The organism is Actinacidiphila sp. bgisy144, assembly GCF_057708105.1.
In genome coordinates this window covers 43,642-65,506 of sequence record NZ_JBYIRM010000023.1, presented here as the reverse complement: position 1 = coordinate 65,506, position 21,865 = coordinate 43,642, and the positions used below count along the sequence as shown (strand labels likewise).

Annotated in this window: 16 protein-coding genes; 15 read left to right on the top strand and 1 reads right to left on the bottom strand. The window is 73.0% G+C overall.

What is annotated here, in order from left to right:
* The first annotated feature begins 2 nt into the window (after positions 1–2).
* The 14 genes from AC3EVP_RS24765 to AC3EVP_RS24700 all read left to right on the top strand — a co-directional run bounded on the left by AC3EVP_RS24765 (position 3) and on the right by AC3EVP_RS24700 (position 17,076).
* Positions 3–2,144, top strand: coding sequence for a peptidoglycan D,D-transpeptidase FtsI family protein (locus AC3EVP_RS24765; protein WP_435133153.1), 2,142 nt, complete (start codon positions 3–5; stop codon positions 2,142–2,144).
* Positions 2,145–2,257: 113 nt separating this feature from the next.
* On the top strand, positions 2,258–3,838 hold the full coding sequence (locus tag AC3EVP_RS24760) for a UDP-N-acetylmuramoyl-L-alanyl-D-glutamate--2,6-diaminopimelate ligase (protein WP_435133151.1): 1,581 nt from the start codon (positions 2,258–2,260) through the stop codon (positions 3,836–3,838).
* On the top strand, positions 3,835–5,271 hold the full coding sequence (locus AC3EVP_RS24755; RefSeq protein WP_335973822.1) for a UDP-N-acetylmuramoyl-tripeptide--D-alanyl-D-alanine ligase: 1,437 nt from the start codon (positions 3,835–3,837) through the stop codon (positions 5,269–5,271). Before AC3EVP_RS24760 ends, AC3EVP_RS24755 begins: the two co-directional genes overlap by 4 nt.
* On the top strand, positions 5,268–6,332 hold the full coding sequence (mraY, locus tag AC3EVP_RS24750; protein ID WP_335973818.1) for a phospho-N-acetylmuramoyl-pentapeptide-transferase: 1,065 nt from the start codon (positions 5,268–5,270) through the stop codon (positions 6,330–6,332). The genes AC3EVP_RS24755 and mraY overlap by 4 nt, the downstream gene beginning before the upstream one ends.
* Complete coding sequence (murD, locus tag AC3EVP_RS24745; protein WP_435133147.1) at positions 6,329–7,846, top strand: UDP-N-acetylmuramoyl-L-alanine--D-glutamate ligase; 1,518 nt, start codon at positions 6,329–6,331, stop codon at positions 7,844–7,846. The genes mraY and murD overlap by 4 nt, the downstream gene beginning before the upstream one ends.
* 265 nt (positions 7,847–8,111) lie before the next feature.
* Positions 8,112–9,626 carry a putative lipid II flippase FtsW gene (ftsW, locus tag AC3EVP_RS24740; RefSeq protein WP_435133284.1) on the top strand — a complete coding sequence of 505 codons (1,515 nt, stop codon included), beginning with the start codon at positions 8,112–8,114 and terminating at the stop codon, positions 9,624–9,626.
* Between the two features lie 6 nt (positions 9,627–9,632).
* On the top strand, positions 9,633–10,721 hold the full coding sequence (gene murG, locus AC3EVP_RS24735) for an undecaprenyldiphospho-muramoylpentapeptide beta-N-acetylglucosaminyltransferase (RefSeq protein WP_335973811.1): 1,089 nt from the start codon (positions 9,633–9,635) through the stop codon (positions 10,719–10,721).
* Positions 10,722–10,806: 85 nt separating this feature from the next.
* Positions 10,807–11,598, top strand: coding sequence for a cell division protein FtsQ/DivIB (locus AC3EVP_RS24730; RefSeq protein ID WP_435133144.1), 792 nt, complete (start codon positions 10,807–10,809; stop codon positions 11,596–11,598).
* 261 nt (positions 11,599–11,859) lie between these two features.
* On the top strand, positions 11,860–13,107 hold the full coding sequence (gene ftsZ, locus AC3EVP_RS24725; protein WP_435133141.1) for a cell division protein FtsZ: 1,248 nt from the start codon (positions 11,860–11,862) through the stop codon (positions 13,105–13,107).
* Between the two features lie 10 nt (positions 13,108–13,117).
* Positions 13,118–13,900: a peptidoglycan editing factor PgeF gene (gene pgeF, locus AC3EVP_RS24720; RefSeq protein ID WP_435133138.1), complete on the top strand. Its 783-nt coding sequence runs from the start codon at positions 13,118–13,120 to the stop codon at positions 13,898–13,900.
* Between the two features lie 6 nt (positions 13,901–13,906).
* Positions 13,907–14,626, top strand: a complete 720-nt coding sequence (locus tag AC3EVP_RS24715; RefSeq protein WP_435133136.1) for a YggS family pyridoxal phosphate-dependent enzyme — start codon at positions 13,907–13,909, stop codon at positions 14,624–14,626.
* Between the two features lie 95 nt (positions 14,627–14,721).
* A complete protein-coding gene (locus AC3EVP_RS24710) occupies positions 14,722–15,339 on the top strand; it encodes a cell division protein SepF (RefSeq protein ID WP_335973794.1) in 618 nt (205 codons plus the stop codon).
* Between the two features lie 92 nt (positions 15,340–15,431).
* On the top strand, positions 15,432–15,719 hold the full coding sequence (locus tag AC3EVP_RS24705) for a YggT family protein (RefSeq protein WP_335973791.1): 288 nt from the start codon (positions 15,432–15,434) through the stop codon (positions 15,717–15,719).
* A gap of 46 nt (positions 15,720–15,765) precedes the next feature.
* A complete protein-coding gene (locus AC3EVP_RS24700; protein ID WP_435133132.1) occupies positions 15,766–17,076 on the top strand; it encodes a DivIVA domain-containing protein in 1,311 nt (436 codons plus the stop codon).
* 188 nt (positions 17,077–17,264) lie between these two features.
* Here AC3EVP_RS24700 and ileS read toward each other — a convergent pair whose 3' ends face one another.
* A complete protein-coding gene (ileS, locus tag AC3EVP_RS24695; RefSeq protein ID WP_435133129.1) occupies positions 17,265–20,402 on the bottom strand; it encodes an isoleucine--tRNA ligase in 3,138 nt (1,045 codons plus the stop codon).
* Positions 20,403–21,001: 599 nt separating this feature from the next.
* Here ileS and AC3EVP_RS24690 point away from each other — a divergent pair.
* Positions 21,002–21,700: a TraR/DksA family transcriptional regulator gene (locus AC3EVP_RS24690; RefSeq protein ID WP_435133126.1), complete on the top strand. Its 699-nt coding sequence runs from the start codon at positions 21,002–21,004 to the stop codon at positions 21,698–21,700.
* The last annotated feature ends 165 nt before the right edge of the window (positions 21,701–21,865 follow it).

Sequence of the window (21,865 nt, the reverse complement as noted above, 5' to 3'; positions counted from 1 at the left end):
GCGTGACCCCCCGCGACGACGCAGACCGCCCGCGCGGCGCCCGCCCGCAGCCGCGCCGCACCGCCCGCCCTGCGGCGCCGCGGCCCGACGCCGACCCCGCGGACGGCGGCCGCCCCCGCGCCCCCCGCGTACCCCGGCCGGGCGGCACCGGCGGCACCGGCGGCGCGGGCCGCTCCGGCGGTACCGGCGGCCCCCGCCCGGCCCGCGCGGGCCGCACCGGCCCCTGGCGGGCCGACCCCGTACGCCCCGTCGGCCGGGCCGCCGCGCTGCGCCGCAACCGGCCCGGCGGCCCCCGGGCGGTGCGCCTGGGCGCGGTCCGCCCCCGGCTGCGGCTGGTCGGCGTGGTCCTCACCCTGGTGATGTCCGTGTTCGTGGTGCGCCTGCTCCAGGTGCAGGCCGTCGACGCGTCCGCCTACGCCGCCAAGGCCGCCGTCAACCGCTGGGTCACCCACGAGGTGACCGCCGACCGCGGCACCATCACCGACCGCTCCGGCGTGGACCTGGCCACCACCGTGGACGCCTTCGACATCACCGCGGACCCGTACCTGTTCACGCCCGCGCAGGCGAAGGTGAAGGACGCGCCGCAGCAGGCCGCGCAGCTGCTCGCGCCGATCGTCGGCGGCGACGCCACGAAGATCGCCCAGCAGCTGGCCACCCCCAAGTCCCGCTACCAGATCATCGCCCAGCAGCAGTCGCCGCAGGCGTGGAACCAGATCCAGGACCTGAAGTCCACCCTCGCCGCCAAGGCCGCCGCCGGACAGGGCGCCGACGTGCTCGCCGGGATCTTCGACGTGCCGCACTCCAAGCGGGTCTACCCGGCCGGCGACCTGGCCGCGGGCGTCGTCGGCTTCGTCAACAGCCAGGGGCAGGGCGCCGGCGGCCTGGAGTCGATGCTCGACAAGGAACTCGCCGGGAAGAACGGCAAGATCCGCTACGCCCAGTCCGACGGCCGCCAGGTGCCCACCGCCGGCAGCCAGGAGCAGCCCGCCGTGCCCGGCACCGACGTGCAGCTCACCCTCGACCGCGACATCCAGTGGGCCGCCCAGAGCGCCATCACCCAGCAGGTGCAGAAGTCCAAGGCCGACCGCGGCTACGTCATCGTGCAGGACCCGCAGACCGGCCAGGTGCTCGCGATGGCCGACGCCCCCGGCTTCGACCCCAACGACCTGTCGCACGCGGACTCCGCCGCCCTCGGCAACGCGGCCGTGCAGGACGCCTACGAGCCCGGCAGCGTCAGCAAGCTGATGTCGATGTCCGCGATCATCGACACCGGCACCGCCACCCCCACCACCCGCGTCACCGTGCCCGGCACCCTGCCGCGCGCCGACCGGCTCTTCCACGACGACGTCGACCACGGCACCTGGTACCTCACCCTCAACGGGGTCCTCGCCAAGTCCAGCAACATCGGCACCATCGAGGCCACCGGCCAACTCGGCAAGACCCAGGCCCAGGCCAACCAGGTGCTCTACTCTTACCTGCGGAAGTTCGGCATCGGGCAGCCCACCGGCACCGGCTTCCCCGGCGAGACCCCCGGCATCCTCGCCAAGCCGCAGGACTGGAACGCCTCCCAGCAGTACACGATCCCCTTCGGCCAGGGCTTGTCGGTCAACGCCCTCCAGGCCACCTCGGTCTACTCCACCATCGCCAACGGCGGGGTCCGGGTCGAGCCCAGCCTGATCCGCGGCACCACCGGACCCGACGGCCGGTTCGTGCCCGCCGCCGCCCCGAAGAAGACCCGCGTGGTGTCGCAGCAGACCGCCAGGACCGTCTCCGAAATGCTGGAGTCGGTGGTCGGCAGCGAACAGGGCACCGGCATCAACGCCCGTATCGACGGCTACCGGGTGGCCGGCAAGACCGGTACGGCCAACCGGGTGGACCCGACGACCGGCCGCTACAAGGGCTACACCTCCTCGTTCTTCGGCTTCGCGCCGGCCGACAAGCCGCGCGTCACGGTCTCCTGCGTGATCCAGAACCCGACGAAGGGCAGCTACTTCGGCGGCGACATCTGCGGCCCGGTCTTCAAGCAGGTCATGCAGTTCGCGCTCAAGTCCCTGGGCGTGGCGCCCTCCGGCGCGCCCGCGCCGAAACTGCCGGTCACCTGGAACCCGTCAGAGCCGGCCACCCACGACAAGAAAGCCGGGTGATCACCATCGGCAGCCGACCCACCCCGCCCGCGCCCTCCGCGCCCGGCGCCGCCACCGGCCGCGACAGCCGCCGTTTTGGCCCGGACCCCGGCCCGCCCGGTAATCTCGCGGCCGTGCCCACAGCTGATCAACCCACCCTCAGACCGCCGGGCGCCCCGCGCCCGGCCCACGTGCGCCCCACGCCGCTGGCCGACCTCGCCCGCCGCCTGCCAGGAGCCGCGGACCCGGCGGCCGGCCCCGCGGCCGACGGCGGCCCGCAGGTCACCGGCATCACGCACGACTCCCGCGCGGTCCGCCCCGGCGACCTGTACGCGGCCCTGCCCGGCGCCCGCGCGCACGGCGCCGACTTCGCCGACCAGGCCGCCCGGGCCGGCGCGGTGGCGGTGCTGACCGACCCCGCCGGCGCCGAACGCGCCGCCGCCACCGGACTGCCCGTCCTCACCGCGCCCGACCCGCGCGCGCAGATGGGCGAGCTCGCCGCCGTCGTCTACGGCCGGCCCGGCGAGGGCATGCTGCGGATCGGCATCACCGGCACCTCCGGCAAGACCACCACCTCCTACCTCGTCGAAGGAGGGCTGCGGGCCGGCCACGCCGCCGGCCGCACCGGGCTGATCGGCACCGTCGAGACCCGGATCGGCGACGAGCGGATCAAGAGCGAGCGCACCACCCCCGAGGCCACCGACCTCCAGGCGCTCTTCGCGGTGATGCGCGAACGCGGCGTGGACGCGGCGGTCATGGAGGTCTCCAGCCACGCCCTGGTCCTCGGCCGGGTCGACGGCACCGTCTTCGACGTCGGGGTCTTCACCAACCTCAGCCCGGAGCACATGGAGTTCCACTCCGGCATGGAGGACTACTTCCAGGCCAAGGCGCGGCTGTTCACCCCGCAGCGCAGCCGGCTGGGCGTGGTCAACCTCGACGACGAGTACGGCCGCCGGCTCGTGGCCGAAGCCTCGGTGCCGCTGGTCACGTTCTCCGCGCAGGGCAGCCTCGACGCCGACTGGCGGGCCGAGGACGTACAGGCCGGCCCGATGGACAGCCGCTTCACCGCGATCGGCCCCAAGGGCGAGCGGGTGCGGGCCGTGGCGCCGCTGCCCGGCCCGTTCAACGTCGCCAACACCCTGGCCGCACTGGCCGCGCTGGCCGCCGCCGGCGTCGACCCGCAGACCGCCGCCGACGGCATCGCCGCCGTCCCCGGCGTCCCGGGCCGGCTGGAGCGGGTCGACGCCGGGCAGCCCTACCTGGCGGTCGTGGACTACGCCCACAAGACCGACGCCGTGGAGTCGGTGCTGCGCGCGCTGCGCACCACCACCGACGGCCGTATCCACGCCGTGCTCGGCTGCGGCGGCGACCGGGACGCCACCAAGCGCGGCCCGATGGGCGCGGCCCTCGCCCGGCTCGCCGACACCGCCGTCCTCACGTCGGACAACCCGCGCTCGGAGGACCCGCTCCAGATCCTCACCGCGATGCTCGCCGGCGCTGCCCAGGTGCCGGCCGCGCAGCGCGGACACGTCATCGTCGAACCCGACCGGGCCGCCGCGGTGGCCGCCGCCGTCGCGCTCGCGCGGCCCGGCGACATCGTGCTGGTGGCCGGCAAGGGCCATGAGCAGGGCCAGGACATCGCCGGAGAGGTACGCCCCTTCGACGACCGAGAGGTGCTGCGCGCCGCGATCGATAAGGACCGACAAGAACAGTGATCCCTCTCACCCTCGCCGAGGTCGCACGCGCGGTCGGCGGGAGCACGCACGACATACCGGACAGTGCGGTGCGCGTCACGGGCCCGGTGGTCAAGGACTCCCGCGAGGTGGTCCCCGGCGCCCTGTTCGTCGCGTTCGCCGGGGAGCGCTCCGACGGGCACGACTTCGCCGCCAAGGCCGTCGCCGACGGCGCGGTGGCGGTCCTCGCGGCCCGCCCGGTCGGCGTGCCCGCCGTCGTGGTCGACGACGTCCAGGCCGCGCTGGGCGCCCTCGCCCGCCATGTCATCGAGCGGCTGGGCGCGACCGTGGTGGCGCTCACCGGCTCGGCCGGCAAGACCAGCACCAAGGACCTGCTCGCGCAGCTCCTCCAGCGCCTGGCGCCCACCGTGTGGACACCCGGCTCGTTCAACAACGAGATCGGGCTGCCGCTGACCGCGCTCGGCGCCGACGAGGGCACCCGCCACCTGGTGCTGGAGATGGGCGCCCGCGGCATCGGCCACATCGCCTACCTGACCGGGCTCACCCCGCCCCGGATCGGGCTGGTGCTCAACGTGGGCAGCGCGCACATCGGCGAGTTCGGCGGCCGCGAGCAGATCGCGCAGGCCAAGGGCGAACTCGTCGAGGCGCTGCCGAGCGCGGCCGAGGGCGGCGTCGCCGTGCTCAACGCGGACGACCCGCTGGTGAGTGCCATGCGCACCCGAACCACGGCGAAAGTGGTGACCTTCGGCGAAGCCCCCGAAGCGGACGTACGCGCCGAGAACGTGACGCTCAACGCCAGCGGACAGCCCCACTTCACGCTGCGCACACCCTCCGGGTGCGCCGAAGTGACCTTGCGCCTGTACGGTGAGCATCACGTGTCGAACGCGCTCGCCGCGGCCGCCGTCGCCCGTGAACTCGGCATGCCTGTCGAGGAGATCGCCACCGCGCTCTCCGCGGCCGGCTCGCTCTCGCACTGGCGGATGGAGGTCACCGAGCTTCCCGACGGCGTGACGGTCATCAACGACGCCTACAACGCGAACCCCGAATCCATGAGGGCAGCCCTGCGCACACTCGCGGCGATGGGCAGCTCCGTACGGGCCCGGGGGGGCCGTACCTGGGCGGTGCTGGGGACGATGGCCGAACTCGGCGAGCAGTCGCTCGCTGAGCACGACGCGGTGGGGCGGCTGGCCGTCCGACTCAACGTCAGCAAGCTCGTGGCCGTCGGCGGTACCGAAGCCGGTTGGCTGCAAATGGGCGCTTACAACGAGGGTTCGTGGGGTGAGGAGTCGGTGCACGTGTCCGACGCGGAGGCGGCGGTCGACCTGGTGCGCGCGCAGGTGCGGCCGGGAGATGTCGTGCTGGTGAAGGCATCGAGGTCGGTGGGGCTTGAGTCCGTCGCCCTCGCGCTGATCGAGGGCGCCGGTGGCGCGGCCCGCGAGGGTGCCACCCGATGAAGCAGATCCTCGTCTCCGGTGTTCTGGGACTGTTCCTGTCGCTGTTCGGCACCCCGCTGCTGATCCGCCTGCTGGCCCGCAAGGGCTACGGGCAGATGATCCGGGACGACGGCCCGAAGGCGCACCACAGCAAGCGCGGTACGCCCACCATGGGCGGCATCGCCTTCATCTCCGCCACGGTGCTCGCCTACGTCATCACCAAGCTCGCCACCGGTGACAAGGCCACCATGTCCGGGGTGCTGGTGCTGTTCCTGACCGTCGGCATGGGCCTGGTCGGCTTCCTCGACGACTACATCAAGATCGTCAAGCAGCGCAGCCTGGGCCTGCGGGCCAAGGCGAAGATGGCCGGGCAGCTCATCGTCGGCATCGCCTTCGCGGTGCTGGCGCTGAACTTCCACGACTCGCGCGGCCAGACCCCGGCGTCCACGAAGCTCTCCTTCACCACGGACTTCGGCTGGTCGATCGGCCCGGTGATCTTCGTGATCTGGGCGCTGTTCATGATCCTGGCGATGTCCAACGGCGTGAACCTCACCGATGGCCTCGACGGCCTGGCCACCGGCGCGTCCGTGATGGTCTTCGCCGCCTACACCGTCATCGGCGTCTGGCAGTACGGCCAGTGGTGCGGCGCCCCGGTCAGCGCCAACGGCGCCTGCTACGAGGTGCGCGACCCGCTCGACCTGGCCGTGGTGGCCGCCGCGCTGATGGGCGCCTGCTTCGGCTTCCTGTGGTGGAACACCTCGCCCGCGAAGATCTTCATGGGCGACACCGGCTCGCTCGCGCTGGGCGGCGCGCTGGCCGGCTTCGCGATCTGCTCGCGCACCGAACTGCTGCTGGCGATCCTCGGCGGCCTGTTCGTGCTGATCACCATGTCCGTGGTCATCCAGGTCGGCTCCTTCCGGCTCACCGGCAAGCGGGTCTTCCGGATGGCGCCACTCCAGCACCACTTCGAACTCAAGGGCTGGAGCGAGGTCCTGATCGTGGTCCGCTTCTGGATCATCCAGGGCATGTGCATGGCCGTCGGCCTCGGCCTGTTCTACGCGGCCTGGGTGGCGGCGTCATGACGGGCCCCCAGCCCGGCGCCGACCCGGCCGAGGGGAACGGCCCGGCCCGCTTCGGCGACCCGGCCGACTTCAAGGGCGCCGCGGTCACCGTCGCCGGGCTGGGCGTCTCCGGGGTGCCCGCCGCGAAGGCGCTGCTGCGCCTGGGCGCGCACGTCACCGTGGTCAACGGCCCGGCCGGCGACAAGCAGCACGCCGAGGCGGCCGAACTGACCGCGCTCGGCGCGGCCGTACGCCTCGGCGACGCCGAGACCCTCCCCGACGGCACCGAACTGGTCGTCACCACCCCCGGGTGGAAGCCGTCCAGCCCGCTCTTCGCGGCCGCCGAGGCCGCCGGGGTGCAGGTGTGGGGCGACGTCGAACTCGCCTGGCGGCTGCGCGGACCGGACGCGGCGCCCTGGCTGGCGATCACCGGCACCAACGGCAAGACCACCGCCACCCGGATGCTCGCCGCGATCCTCACCGCGGCGGGCCTGCGCACCGCGGCCGTCGGCAACATCGGCGTCTCGCTCTTCGACGTGGTGCTCGGCGAGCCCGCGGACGGGCCCTACGACGTGCTGGCCGTCGAGCTGTCCAGCTACCAGCTGCACTGGGCGCCGAGCCTGCGGCCGCACTCCGCGGCCGTGCTCAACCTCGCACCCGACCACCTGGACTGGCACGGCTCGATGGCCGCGTACGCCGCGGACAAGGGCCGGATCTTCCACGGCAACCAGGTCGCCTGCGTGTACAACACCGCGGACCCCGAGACCGAGCGGCTGGTCCGCGAGGCCGACGTCGAGGAGGGCTGCCGGGCGATCGGCTTCACCCTCGCCGCACCCGGGCTCTCGCAGTTCGGCGTGGTCGACGGCATCCTCGTGGACCGCGCGTTCGTCGAGGACCGGCAGCACCGGGCACAGGAGCTGGCCGAGGTCGCGGACGTCCAGCCGCCGGCCCCGCACAACATCGCCAACGCGCTGGCCGCCGCCGCGCTGGCCCGCGCCTTCGGCGTCCCGCCCACCGCCGTGCGCGAGGGCCTGCGGGCCTTCCGGCCGGACGCCCACCGCATCGCCGAGGTCGCCGTCCTGGACGGTGTCGCCTACGTCGACGACTCCAAGGCCACCAACACGCACGCGGCCGCCGCCTCCCTGGCGGCCTACCCGTCGGTGGTCTGGCTGGCCGGCGGGCTGGCGAAGGGCGCGGAGTTCGACGAACTGGCCGCGGCCGCCGCGGACCGGCTGCGCGCGGTGGTGCTCTTCGGCGCCGACCGGGCGGTGATCCGGGAAGCACTGGCGCGACACGCCCCGCAGGTCCCGGTGGTGGAGCTGGAACGGACCGACACTGGGGCGATGTCCGCCGCCGTCGGCACGGCCCGCGACCTCGCCCGGCCGGGCGACACGGTCCTGCTCGCCCCGGCCTGTGCGTCGATGGACATGTTCACCAACTACAACCAGCGTGGTGACCTGTTCGCCGAGGCGGTACGGGCGCTCGCCGCCGCCGACGGGCAGCAGGAGGCCGGCCCGGCCGGCCACGGCCGCTGACCCGCGGCCCCGGCTCGGGGCGGCGGCCGGCCGTACCCGCGCACTGAGGAGGGGACGCATGCCCCGTGACCGCTTCACCGCCCCGGGCGGCGCCGACGAGCGCCCCCCGGGCGCGGTCCGCCGCCAGGTCGACGGCGCGGACCGGCTGCCGCCGCCCGTCCGCGCGGCCCGGCAGCCGGGCCGGGGCGACGAAACCCCCGAGGGCGGCCGCCGCAGCACCCCGGGCCGACCGCCCGCGGCCGGCGGGTCTTCCGCAGGCGGCGGCATGGGTCGGCTGTCGCCGTCCGGGCGTGGCGGGGCCGCGGCGAAGGGCGCTCCCGGTGCCCGGGGTGGCGGTGCCGCTTCCGGTGGTGGGCGCGCGGGTGCGGCCGGGGCGAAAAGCGCGGACCGGCTCCCGCCCGCCGGGGATGCTGCTTCGGGTGGTGGGCGGGCCGCGCGCTCGGCGGGGGCGGCCGCCGCCCGACCCCGGAGCGGCCATGTGCCCGCCGCCCGGGCACCCCGCCTCTCCGCCGGAGGCAGCCGCGGCAGCGCCCGCCGCGCCGCGGCCCGGCTGCCGAAGCAGCTGCGCGAGGCATGGGACCGCCCGCTCACCGCGTACTACGTGATCATGGGCGCCGCGCTGCTGATCACGGTGCTCGGCCTGGTGATGGTGTACTCCGCGTCGATGATCCAGGCGCTGCGCTACGGCCTGCCCTCGACGTACTACTTCCGCAAGCAGCTGATGGCCGTGGCGATCGGCTCGGTGCTGCTGTACGCGGCCGCGCGGATGCCGATCCGGCTGCACCGGGCACTGGCGTACCCGCTGCTGCTCGGCGCGGTCTTCCTGATGTGCCTGGTCCAGGTCCCGGGGATAGGGCAGACGGTCAACGGCAACACCAACTGGCTGTCCATCGGCGGCCCGTTCCAGCTCCAGCCCAGCGAGTTCGGGAAGCTCGCGCTGGTGCTGTGGGGCGCGGACCTGCTCGCCCGCAAGAACGAGAAGAAGCTGCTCACCCAGTGGAAGCACCTGCTGGTCCCGCTGGTGCCGGTGGCCGTCCTGCTGCTCGGCCTGATCATGCTCGGCGGCGACATGGGCACCACCATGGTGCTCACCGCGGTGCTCTTCGGCCTGCTGTGGCTGGCCGGCGCCCCGACCCGGATGTTCACCGGGGTGCTCGCCGCGGCCGGCGCGCTGGCCGCGCTCTTCGTGCTGACCAGCCCGAACCGGATGGGCCGGCTGCACTGCATCGCCGCGACCTCGCCGGGCGCAGGCGACCAGTGCTGGCAGGCCGTGCACGGCATCTACGCCCTCGCGTCCGGCGGCTGGTTCGGCACCGGCCTGGGCGCCAGCGTGGAGAAATGGGGCGAACTGCCCGAGCCGCACACCGACTTCATCTTCGCCGTGACCGGTGAGGAACTCGGTCTGGCCGGGACGCTGTCCGTCCTCGCCCTCTTCGCGGCACTAGGCTACGCGGGTATCCGCGTGGCCGGTCGTACGGAGGACCCCTTCGTCAGGTTCGCAGCGGGTGGCGTGACCACCTGGATCACGGTGCAGTCCGTGATCAACGTCGGTGCGGTGCTCGGGCTGCTGCCGATCGCCGGGGTCCCGCTGCCGCTGTTCTCCTACGGGGGGTCGGCCCTCCTGCCGACCATGTACGCGGTGGGCCTGCTGATCGCCTTCGCCAGGAGCGAGCCGGCGGCGCGGGCCGCCCTGGTCACCCGGGAACGCAGCTCCCTGACCAGGGCGATGAGACGGACGATGCGACGGCGTACCGGAAGGCGGCCGTCGGGAGAGCGGTGAATTTCGGTGCATGTCGTACTCGCCGGCGGCGGGACCGCCGGCCACATCGAGCCGGCACTCGCGCTCGCCGACGCCCTGCGCCGGCAGGACCCGGCCGTGGGCATCACCGCACTGGGCACCGAGCGCGGACTGGAGACCAGGCTCGTGCCCGAACGCGGCTACGAACTCGCCCTCATCCCCGCGGTGCCGCTGCCGCGCCGGCCCACCCCCGAACTCATCACCGTGCCCGGGCGGCTGCGCGGCACCATCAAGGCCGCCGAGCAGGTGCTCGAACGCACCAAGGCGGACTGCCTCGTCGGCTTCGGCGGCTACGTCGCCCTGCCCGGCTACCTCGCCGCCAAGCGCCTGGGCGTGCCGATCGTCGTCCACGAGGCCAACGCCCGCCCGGGCCTGGCCAACAAGATCGGCTCCCGCTACGCGCACACCGTGGCCGTCGCCACCCCGGACAGCAAGCTGCGCGACGCCCACTACATCGGCATCCCGCTGCGCCGGTCCATCGCCACGCTCGACCGGGCCGCCGCCCGCCCGGAGGCCCGGCACGCCTTCGGCCTGGACCAGAACCTGCCGACGCTGCTGGTCTCCGGCGGCTCCCAGGGCGCCCGGCGGCTCAACGAGGTGGTGGCCGCCGTCGCCCCGCGGCTCCAGCAGTCCGGAGTGCAGATCCTGCACGCGGTCGGCCCGAAGAACGAACTGCCGCAGTCCGACAACATGCCCGGGATGCCGCCGTACCGGCCGGTGCCGTACCTCGATCGGATGGATCTCGCCTACGCCGCCGCGGACATGATGCTGTGCCGGGCCGGTGCGATGACCGTCGCCGAACTCTCCGCGGTCGGGCTGCCCGCGGCGTACGTGCCGCTGCCGATCGGCAACGGCGAGCAGCGGCTCAACGCGCAGCCGGTGGTCCGGGCCGGCGGCGGACTCCTCGTCGACGACGCGGAACTGACGACGGACTGGGTGCTGGGCCAGGTGCTGCCGGTGCTCACCGACCCGCACCGGCTGTACGACATGTCCCGCGCCGCCGCGGAGTTCGGCCGCCGCGACGCGGACGACCTGCTGGTGCGCATGGTGTACGAAGCGGTGGCCGCCCGGCGCTGACGCCGCTCCCGCCGCCGCGCGTTGCCGCGGCCGCGGGCCGACACGTTGCAGGATAGGGGCATTACCGCCCACATCGGAGGCCGAGATGACCCGACTCGCATCGCCCGGCGCGAGCCGTGTGGAGGGCGGGCCGCGCCCGTCCAGCCGGACGGATTCCGGGAGTTCCCGGGTGCGCCGCCGGCGCCGCGCCCTGCTGCTGGGGCTGGTCGCGCTGACCGTGGTCGGCGGGGGCGGCGGCTATCTGGTCTACGGCTCCCCGCTGCTGCGGGCCGAGCACGTCAAGGTCAGCGGTAATTCCGTATTGACCGATGATCAGATCGTCGGTGCGGCGAAAGTCCCCCTCGGCGGCGCCCTGTTCTCCGTGGACACCGGCGCCGTCAGCAGGCGCCTCACCGCCGCGCTGCCGCGGATCGACCATGTGGCGGTGGAGCGCTCCTGGCCGCACACCGTGCGGTTGAGGATCACCGAACGCACCCCGTCGGCCGTCCTGAAGAACGGCACCCGGTACACCGAAGTCGACCGCGGCGGCGTGCGGTTCGCCACCGTGGCAAAGGCCCCCCGCGGCGTTCCGCTGATCCAGTTGGCCGCCCCGCGCGCGGCCAGCGTCCGCCAGTTCGGCACCAAGGGACTGCTGCGCGCGGCCATCGAGGTCTCCGCCGATCTGCCGCGCGCCCTGAACGGCCACGCCACCGCGATCCGGGTGCGCTCCTACGACGGCATCACCGTCGAACTCTCCGGCGGGCGCGAGGTGGTGTGGGGGAGCAGCACGGACGGCGCAGCCAAGGCCCGCGTGCTCACCGCACTGATGAAGGCGCAGCCCGACGCGACGCACTACGACGTCAGTGCGCCCACCGCCCCTGCCGCGTCAGGGAGTTGACGCGGCGCCGGCCAAGCGGGACAAGGCGTGCGGCCCCGGCTGCGCAACGGACAGCGTGATCACATAGGGTGAAAAGAAAAACGGGAGGTTCGGCGTGTTCGTTGAACCGCCACCGCTTGTCGACTTAGTGTCTCGTCCCAAGGGAACACATGGGACCCGCTTACGGCTAACCCTAAACCTCAGCGTTAGGGTTCGTCCCGGCATCGGCGAGCGTGACCGACCGTCCCACCGATTCGTAACTCGAGGCGAGAGGCCTTCGACGTGGCAGCACCGCAGAACTATCTCGCAGTCATCAAAGTCGTCGGCATCGGCGGCGGTGGCGTCAACGCCATCAACCGGATGATCGAGGTCGGTCTCAAGGGCGTCGAGTTCATCGCGATCAACACCGATGCACAGGCCCTGCTCATGAGCGACGCCGACGTCAAGCTCGACGTCGGCCGCGAACTGACCCGGGGCCTCGGTGCGGGCGCCAACCCCGACGTCGGCCGCAAGGCGGCGGAGGACCACCGCGAGGAGATCGAAGAGGTGCTCAAGGGCGCCGACATGGTCTTCGTCACCGCGGGCGAGGGCGGCGGCACCGGCACCGGTGGCGCCCCCGTCGTGGCCAACATCGCCCGCTCGCTCGGCGCGCTGACCATCGGTGTGGTGACCCGCCCCTTCACCTTCGAGGGCCGGCGTCGCGCCAACCAGGCCGAGGACGGCATCGCCGGCCTGCGCGAGAACGTCGACACCCTGATCGTGATCCCCAACGACCGGCTGCTGTCGATCTCCGACCGCCAGGTGAGCGTCCTGGACGCCTTCCGCTCCGCGGACCAGGTGCTGCTGTCCGGTGTGCAGGGCATCACCGACCTGATCACCACCCCGGGCCTGATCAACCTCGACTTCGCCGACGTCAAGTCGGTGATGTCCGAGGCGGGTTCGGCGCTCATGGGCATCGGCTCCGCCCGCGGCGACGACCGCGCGGTCGCCGCGGCCGAGATGGCGATCTCCTCGCCGCTGCTGGAAGCCTCCATCGACGGCGCCCGCGGTGTGCTGCTGTCCATCTCCGGCGGCTCCGACCTCGGCCTGTTCGAGATCAACGAAGCGGCCCAACTGGTCAGCGAGGCCGCCCACCCCGAGGCGAACATCATCTTCGGCGCGGTCATCGACGACGCCCTCGGCGACGAGGTGCGGGTCACCGTGATCGCCGCCGGCTTCGACGGCGGCCAGCCGCCCACCAAGGGCGGCCGGGAGAAGCTGGTCGGCGGCTACACCGCCCGCGAGGACTCCGGCAGCGGCACCGGCCCGTCCGGCGCCGGCCGCGCCGCCGGCTCCGACGCCGGCCGGCCCACCTCGTCGTTCACCGGCATCGGCAGCGTGCCGGCCCCGCCGGCCGAGCGCGACCCGGAGCCGGAGAGCGAGCCGGTCGCCGAGACCGCCCCGACCCCGGTCGGCCCGCTGGTCCCGCCGGCCCGGCCGTACCAGGACCCGGCCGTCGAGGAACTCGACGTCCCCGACTTCCTGAAGTGACCGCCCGGCAGTGATAGGGCACAGCACGACCGTGGGCGGCGCGCACTTCGCCTTCACCGACCGGTGGGGCGGGGTGAGCGCCGTTCCGTATGACAGCCTCAACCTCGGTGGCGCGGTGGGCGACGAGCCGGCCGCCGTCCTGGCGAACCGGGACCGCGCCGCGCGGGCGCTGGGCCGCGACCCCGCGCGCGTGGTGTGGATGCACCAGGTGCACGGCCGCGACGTCGTCGCCGTCGACCGCCCGTGGGGCGACCGGCCGGCGCCCGCCGCCGACGCCGTCGTCACCACCCGCGCCGACCTCACCCTCGCGGTGCTCACCGCCGACTGCGTGCCGGTGCTGCTCGCCGACCCCGACGCCGGGGTGGTCGCCGCCGCGCACGCCGGGCGCCCCGGCCTGCTGGCCGGCGTGGTGCCGGCGGCCGTGGACGCGATGGTCGAGCACGGCGCCCGCCGGGAGCGGATCAGCGCACTGCTCGGCCCCTCGGTGTGCGGTAAGTGCTATGAAGTGCCCGCCGCGCTCCGGAGCGAGGTCGCGGCCGCCGTGCCCGAGTCGTACGCCGAAACGAGCTGGGGTACGCCCGCGCTCGACGTGGGCGCCGGAGTGGCCGCCCAACTCGCGCGCTGCGGCGTACGGGTGGTCGAGGGGCCGGCCGTCTGCACGCGGGAGTCCGCGGACCACTTCTCCTACCGCCGCGACCGCACCACCGGTCGGCTGGCCGGCTACGTCTGGTGCGACGGCGGACCTGCCGGCGCTGCCGGCGCGGGCGCCCCGGCGCCGGAACGGACCGGGTGAACGCGCGTGCCCAGCAGAGTCGAACAGATCTCCGTGAACCTCGCGGCGGTGCGCGACCGGATCGCGCGCGCGTGCGACGCGGCCGGCCGCGGCCGCGACGAGGTCACCCTGATCGTGGTGACGAAGACCTATCCGGCCGAGGACGTCCGCACGTTGGCCGGGCTCGGCGTCCGGCACGTGGCCGAGAACCGCGACCAGGACGCCGCGCCCAAGGCGGCCGCCTGCGCCGAACTCCCGCTGACCTGGCACTTCGTGGGGCAGTTGCAGACCAACAAGGTGCGCTCCGTGGTCCGTTACGCTGACCATGTGCACTCGGTCGACCGCCCCCGCCTGGTCGCCGCGCTGTCCGGCGCGGCGGTGGCCGCGGGTAGACCGCTCGGCTGCCTGGTCCAGGTCGCCCTGGACGCCGAGTCCGGCGACCGCGGCGAGCGCGGCGGGGTGGCTCCCGACGCGGTGGGCCCGCTCGCCGACGCCATCGCCGCCGCCGACGGGCTGCGGCTCGACGGCGTGATGACCGTCGCCCCGCTCGCCGGCCGGTACGCCGGCCAACCGCGGGCGGCCTTCGATCGGTTGGTGGAAATCTCATCCCGCCTGCGCGAGACGCATCCGGCTGCGAACATGGTCTCGGCAGGGATGAGTCAGGATCTCGACGAAGCGGTGGCGGCCGGAGCGACACATGTACGCGTCGGTACGGCGGTACTCGGAGTCCGTCCCGGGCTCCGGTAACGTCACCAAACAAGTCGGACCACAGCATAAATATGGTGTGGCGGCCGCCGAGGGCGGCGGCCGCGGACCGAACCCCCGCTGAGAGGACGCAGAGCATGGCCGGCGCGATGCGCAAGATGGCGGTCTACCTCGGCCTCGTGGAGGACGACGGGTACGACGGGCCGGGTTTTGACCCTGACGACGAGTTCGAGCCCGAGATGGCCGCGCCGCCCAGCGGTCGCGCCGACCCGGAGCCCGAGCACGTCGCCCCCCGCCGACCGCACAGCCAGCACGTGGCGCCGAGCCCGCAGCCGCAGGACGAACCCCCGCGACTGGTACATGCCCCGGCGCCGCGCGAACCGCGGATCGCCCCAGTGGCATCCATCACACCCGAACGCCAGAACCTGGAGAAGAACGCACCGGTGATCATGCCCAAGGTCGTGTCAGAGCGGGAGCCGTACCGGATCACCACGCTGCACCCCCGGACCTACAACGAAGCCCGTACCATCGGGGAACACTTCCGCGAAGGCACCCCGGTGATCATGAACTTGACGGAGATGGACGACACCGACGCGAAGCGACTTGTCGACTTTGCCGCCGGTCTGGTCTTCGGCCTGCACGGCAGCATCGAGCGGGTGACGCAGAAGGTCTTCCTGCTCTCGCCTGCTAACGTCGATGTCACGGCGGAGGACAAGGCTCGCATCGCCGAGGGTGGGTTCTTCAACCAGAGCTAGCCTGAACCTGGTCTGACCAGGCAGAACGCAACCGCACGACATGTAGGACCCGGTCGGCAGGCCGATGGATGAGCAGGGGAGAGGGAAGCGCGATGAATGTCGCACTCCAGGTGCTGTACATCGCGCTGTACTGCCTCCTGTTCGTGCTCATCTTCCGTTTGGTGATGGATTACGTCTTCCAGTTCGCCCGTTCATGGCACCCTGGGAAGGCGATGGTGGTCATCCTGGAGGCCGCCTACACTGTCACCGATCCGCCACTTAAGCTTCTGCGGCGTTTCATTCCGCCGCTACGTCTCGGGGGCGTGGCGCTCGACCTGTCCTTCTTCGTATTGATGATCATCGTATACATCCTGATCTCCGTCGTCGGGGGTCTGATGTGAACGGTGCGGGCTCCCGATATGTCGACGATCACGTTGAGGTGAAGAGATGCCGCTGACCCCCGAGGACGTTCGGAACAAGCAGTTCACGACCGTCCGCCTCCGAGAGGGCTATGACGAGGACGAGGTCGACGCCTTCCTCGACGAGGTGGAGGCGGAGCTGACCCGACTGCTCCGCGAGAACGAGGACCTGCGGGCCAAGCTGGCCGCCGCGACTCGGGCCGCCGCTGCCAACCAGCAGCAGCAGTCGCAGCAGAACATGCGCAAGCCGGAGCAGCAGGATCGTCCGGTGCCCGCCGCCATATCCGGTCCGCAGCCGGTGCAGCAGCAGATGCCGCAGCAGCAGGTGGGTCCGCCCCAGCTGCCGGGCGGCGCGCCGCAGTTGCCGGCTGGACCGAGCGGCCAGCAGCAGCACGGGCCCGGCCCGATGCAGCAGATGGGCCAGCACCCCATGCAGCAGGGCCCCGGCCCGATGGGGCAGATGGGCGGCCAGCACCCGATGCAGCAGGGGCACCCCATGCAGCAGCAGGGTCCCGGCGGCATGCAGGGCCCCGGCGGCCCGGGCATGCAGGGTCCCGGTGGTCCCGGTGGACCGGGTATGCAGGGCCCCGGCGGCCCCGGCCCGATGGGCCAGCACCCGATGCAGCAGCAGGGCCCCGGTGGCGACAGCGCCGCCCGCGTCCTCTCGCTCGCCCAGCAGACCGCGGACCAGGCCATCGCCGAGGCGCGCTCCGAGGCCAACAAGATCGTCGGTGAGGCGCGCAGCCGCGCCGAGGGCCTGGAGCGGGACGCCCGCGCCAAGGCCGACGCGCTGGAGCGGGACGCCCAGGAGAAGCACCGCGTCGCGATGGGCTCCCTGGAGTCCGCGCGGGCCACGCTCGAGCGCAAGGTCGAGGACCTGCGCGGCTTCGAGCGGGAGTACCGCACCCGGCTGAAGTCCTACCTGGAGTCGCAGCTGCGCCAGTTGGAGAACCAGGCGGACGACTCGCTCGCCCCGCCGCGGACCTCCCCGCCCGCGCCGTCGCTGCCCTCCGCGCCCTCCATGGGCGGCGGGTCGATGGGCGGCAACAGCTCCATGGGCGGAATGGCGCCCGCGGGTGCCGGTGCGTCCATGGGCCACAGCGGCTCCGGCGGACCGTCCTACGGCGGCGGCGCGCAGAACGGCGCCATGAGCAACGCGGCGATGGGCAACGGCGCCATGAGCAACGGCCACACGCCCGGCCCGACGTACGGCGGCCAGCAGCAGATGTCGCCCGCGATGACCCAGCCGATGGCACCGGTGCGGCCCCAGGGCCCGCAGCCGTTGCAGCAGGCGCCCACGCCGATGCGCGGGTTCCTCATCGACGAGGACGACAACTGAACAGTTAGGTCGGCGCGGTAGCGCCACCCGTCCAGCACGACGAAGGTCCGGGCCCCCGGGGAAACATTTCCCCAGTGGGGCCCGGACCTTTTTGCCGTTTCCTGTCCGCCCGCCTGCTTGCCGAGGGCACCGCGAGCCGCCCCTCGAGGGTGGCGGGCACCCTCAAGAGGCGGCGGGGACCTGCGCGGTCAGGCCTTGTGCAGGTGGAAGACCAAGGTGAGCGGCTCGTCGGTGAAGGCGGGGCCGAAGTCGGCGGTGGGCGCGCCCTGGGCGAAGTCCACGGCGAGCACCTCCTCCGCGATCAGCCCGGCGTGCGTGGTCAGGGCGGTGACGACATCGGCGTCCTGCGCCGACCAGCGCACCGCGATGCGGTCGGCGACGTCCAACCCGGACTGTTTGCGGGCCTCCTGGATCAACCGGATCGCGTCCCGGGCGAGCCCGGCGAGCCGCAGCTCCGGCGTGATCGCGAGGTCGAGCGCGACGGTCGCACCGGAGTCCGAGGCGACGGACCAGCCCTCGCGCGGGGTCTCCGTGACGATGACCTCCTCCGGGGACAACTCCACCGTCTCCCCGTCGACCTGCACGCTGGTGGCGCCCCGCTCCCGCAGCTCGGCCGCGAGCACCGCGGCGTCCGCGGCGGCGACCGCGGCCGCGACCGCCTGCACCCCCTTGCCGAACCGCTTGCCCAGCGCCCGGAAGTTCGCCTTGGCGGTGGTGTCCACCAGCGACCCGCCGACCTCGGCGAGCGCCGCCAGCGAGGAGACGTTCAGCTCCTCCGCGATCTGGTCCCGCAACTCGGCCGGCAGCGTGCCGAAGCCGCTCGCCGCCACCAGCGCCCGGGACAGCGGCTGCCGGGTCTTGACCCCGGACTCCGCGCGGGTGGCGCGGCCGAGTTCGACCAGCCGGCGCACCAGCCGCACCTGCTCCGACAGCTCCGGGTCGATCCGGTCGGCGTCGGCCACCGGCCACTGCGCGAGGTGCACCGAGTCCGGGGCGTCGGGCACCACCGGGACCACCAGGTCCTGCCAGACCCGCTCGGTGATGAACGGCACCAGCGGCGCCATCAGCCGGGTGAAGGTCTCCAGCACGTCGTGCAGGGTGCGCAGCGCCGCCGCGTCGCCCTGCCAGAACCGCCGCCGGGAGCGCCGTACGTACCAGTTGGACAGGTCGTCGACGAACGCGGAGAGCAGCTTGCCGGCCCGCTGGGTGTCGAAGTCCTCCAGCGCCTCGGTGGTGTCGCGCACCAGCGCGTTCACCTCGCCGACCAGCCAGCGGTCCAGCAGCGGCCGGTCCGCCACCGCCGGGTCGGCCGCGGACGGCGCCCAGTGGGAGGTGCGGGCGTACAGCGCCTGGAAGGCGACGGTGTTCCAGTAGGTGAGCAGCGTCTTGCGCACCACCTCCTGGATGGTGCCGTGCCCGACCCGGCGGGCCGCCCACGGCGAGCCGCCCGCCGCCATGAACCAGCGCACCGCGTCCGCGCCGTGCTGGTCCATCAACGGGATCGGCTGGAGGATGTTCCCCAGGTGCTTGGACATCTTGCGGCCGTCCTCGGCGAGGATGTGGCCCAGGCAGACCACGTTCTCGTAACTGGACCGGTCGAAGACCAGGGTGCCGATCGCCATCAGCGTGTAGAACCAGCCGCGGGTCTGGTCGATCGCCTCGGAGATGAACTGCGCGGGGTAGGTCCGCTCGAACAGCTCCTTGTTGCGGTACGGGTAGCCCCACTGCGCGAACGGCATCGACCCCGAGTCGTACCAGGCGTCGATCACCTCCGGCACCCGGGTCGCGGTCGCCCGGCAGGTCGGGCAGGGGAAGGTGACCGCGTCGATGTACGGGCGGTGCGGGTCGAGCCCGGACTGGTCGGTGCCGGTCAGCTCGGTCAGCTCCGCCCGCGAGCCGACGCAGGTGAGGTGGCCGTCGGCGCAGCGCCAGATGGGCAGCGGGGTGCCCCAGTAGCGGCTGCGGGACAGCGCCCAGTCCACGTTGTTGTCCAGCCAGTCCCCGAAGCGGCCGTGCTTGACGGTCTCCGGGTACCAGTTGGTGCGCTCGTTCTCCCGCAGCAGCGCGTCCTTGACCGCGGTGGTGCGGATGTACCAGGACGGCTGGGCGTAGTAGAGCAGCGCGGTGTGGCAGCGCCAGCAGTGCGGGTAGCTGTGCTCGTACGGCAGGTGCCGGAAGAGGCGGCCGGCCGCGTCGAGTTCGGCGACCAGCGTCTCGTCGGCCTTCTTGAAGAACACCCCGCCGACCTTGGGCACGTCCGGCTCGAAGGTGCCGTCCGGGCGGACCGGGTTGACCACCGGCAGGTCGTACGCGCGGCAGGTCTTCAGGTCGTCCTCACCGAACGCGGGGGACTGGTGCACCAGACCGGTGCCGTCCTCGGTGGTGACGTACTCGGCGTTGACGACGAAGTGCGCGTCGGGGATCTCGACGTAGTCGAACGGGCGCCGGTAGGTCCAGCGCTCCATCTCGCGCCCGGTGAAGGTCTGCCCGGTGGCCGTCCACCCTTCGCCCAGCGCCTTGCCGAGCAGCGGCTCGGCGACGACCAGCTGCTCGGTCCCGTCGGTGGCCACCACGTAGGTGACCTCGGGGTGGGCGGCGACCGCGGTGTTGGAGACCAGCGTCCAGGGGGTGGTCGTCCACACCAGGAGCGCGGCCTGACCGGCCAGCGGCCCCGAGGTGAGCGGGAAGCGCACGTAGACCGACGGGTCGACGACCGTCTCGTACCCTTGCGCGAGTTCGTGGTCGGACAGCCCGGTCTGGTCGCGGGGGCACCAGGGCGCGACCCGGTAGTCCTGGACGAGCAGGCCCTTGTCGAAGATCTGCTTCAGCGACCACCACACCGACTCGATGTACTGCGGGTCCATGGTGCGGTAGGCGTCGTCGAGGTCCACCCAGTAACCCATGCGCGTGGTCAGCTCGGTGAAGGCGTCGGTGTGGCGGGTCACCGAGGCACGGCACTTCGCGTTGAACTCCGCGATGCCGTACTTCTCGATGTCCTGCTTGCCGGTGAAGCCCAGCTCCTTCTCCACCGCCAGCTCGACCGGCAGGCCGTGGCAGTCCCAGCCGGCCTTGCGGGTCACGTGGTGGCCCTGCATGGTCTTGAAGCGCGGGAAGACGTCCTTGAAGACCCGGGCCTCGATGTGGTGGGCGCCGGGCATGCCGTTGGCGGTGGGCGGGCCCTCGTAGAAGATCCAGTCGGGGCGGCCCTCGGACTGCTGGACCGAACGGGCGAAGGTCTTCCGGTCGCTCCACAGCTCCAGCACCTCGCGTTCGAGGGCGGGCAGGTCGACCTGGGCGGGCACCTGGCGGTACTGCGGCTGGCTCATCAGGGGTTCTTCCTCCGGCGGACGCTTGGCGCTGGTCGCGTTCTTCCGTCGGAGGGACGAGAACCCGTGCCGGCGCTCCCGCGGTACCACCCTCCTTGGCGGTGTCCGGGCCCGTACGGGACCCACCGCCCCCTCATTGGGGTCGCGAGGCCGGTTCTACCAGCAGACGGGCGGTGCGCGCCCGTGGGCCTTCTTCCGGCGGCTCCGGGGTGATCTTCACACCGCGCACGCCCCCGGGCTTCCACCGTCCCCGGGTCGCTCATGGCTGCGTGCGGCGCTACTCGTCCCATCCACGCCTTTCGCTGCGCCCAGTGTACGGGCCCGCGCGGCGCGCCCGCGCACGGTTTTCGCCCGCGCCGAGGGGCGCGCCCGGGGGCGCGGGCACTGACCCTGATGGCGGCGTTTGTTCCAGGATGCGGCATGGTTCGCGGCTCGCGGCGGAATACCTGACCGTGAGCTGGGCACAACGGATGCAGACCGGTTCCCGCCGAAGGGGCCGGTCGGCCCGGCAGCGCGCCCCGTTGCCGCGGGTCGGTGCCCGATTTACCGTTTCCGGCACGATTCGCGAACGAGATCACTGAGGTGAAGGGGCCGCGGCCATGGTCGTCAAGAAGTCCGCCGAGACCGCGGCGGTGAAGCAGCCCGCGGCCGGGAAGACGCCCGCGAAGAAGGCCGCGGCGAAGAAGGCAGCGAAGAAGGTGGCGGCGAAGAAGACGGCGGCCGACCGGACCGCCGCCGAGAAGGCCGCGGTCAAGAAGGCACCGGCCAAGAAGGCACCGGCCAAGAAGGCGGCCGCCGCCGGGAAGACGGCGGCGAAGAAGACAGGAGCCCGCAAGGTGGCAGCTAAGAAGACCGTGGCGAAGGCGGCCGACTCCGCGGTGCCCGCGGCGCGGATCGCGGCGGAGCCCGGCAGCCTCGCGGTGCTGCCCGGCGAGGACCCGTGGACCCCCGAGGAGATCGAGGAGGCCCGCGCGGAACTGCTCGCCGAGGTGGAGCGGCTCCGCACGGAGATCGCCTCCTCCGAGGCCGCGGTGGCCGGGCTGCTGCGGGACTCCGGCGACGGCGCGGGCGACGAGGCCGACACCGGGTCCAAGAACATCACCCGCGAGTCGGAACTCGCGCTCGCCGCGAACACCCGGGAGATGCTCACCCAGGCGGACCACGCGCTGCGCCGCCTCGACGAGGGCACCTACGGGCTCTGCGAGGTCTGCGGCAAGCCCATCGGCAAGGCCCGCATGCAGGCGTTCCCCCGCGCGACCCTCTGCCTGGACGACAAACAGCGCCAGGAGCGCAGGTAGCTTCCGCGGGCGGCGGAGCCTGACCCCCCCCGGGCTGCCCCGTGCTGCCGGTTCCGGGACCTCTCGGTCCGCGGTGGCTGGTCGCGCAGTTCCCCGCGCCCCTGCGGACGCGACCAGCCCACCACCGGAGGTGGTCCCGGAACCGGCAGCACGGGGCAGCCCGGG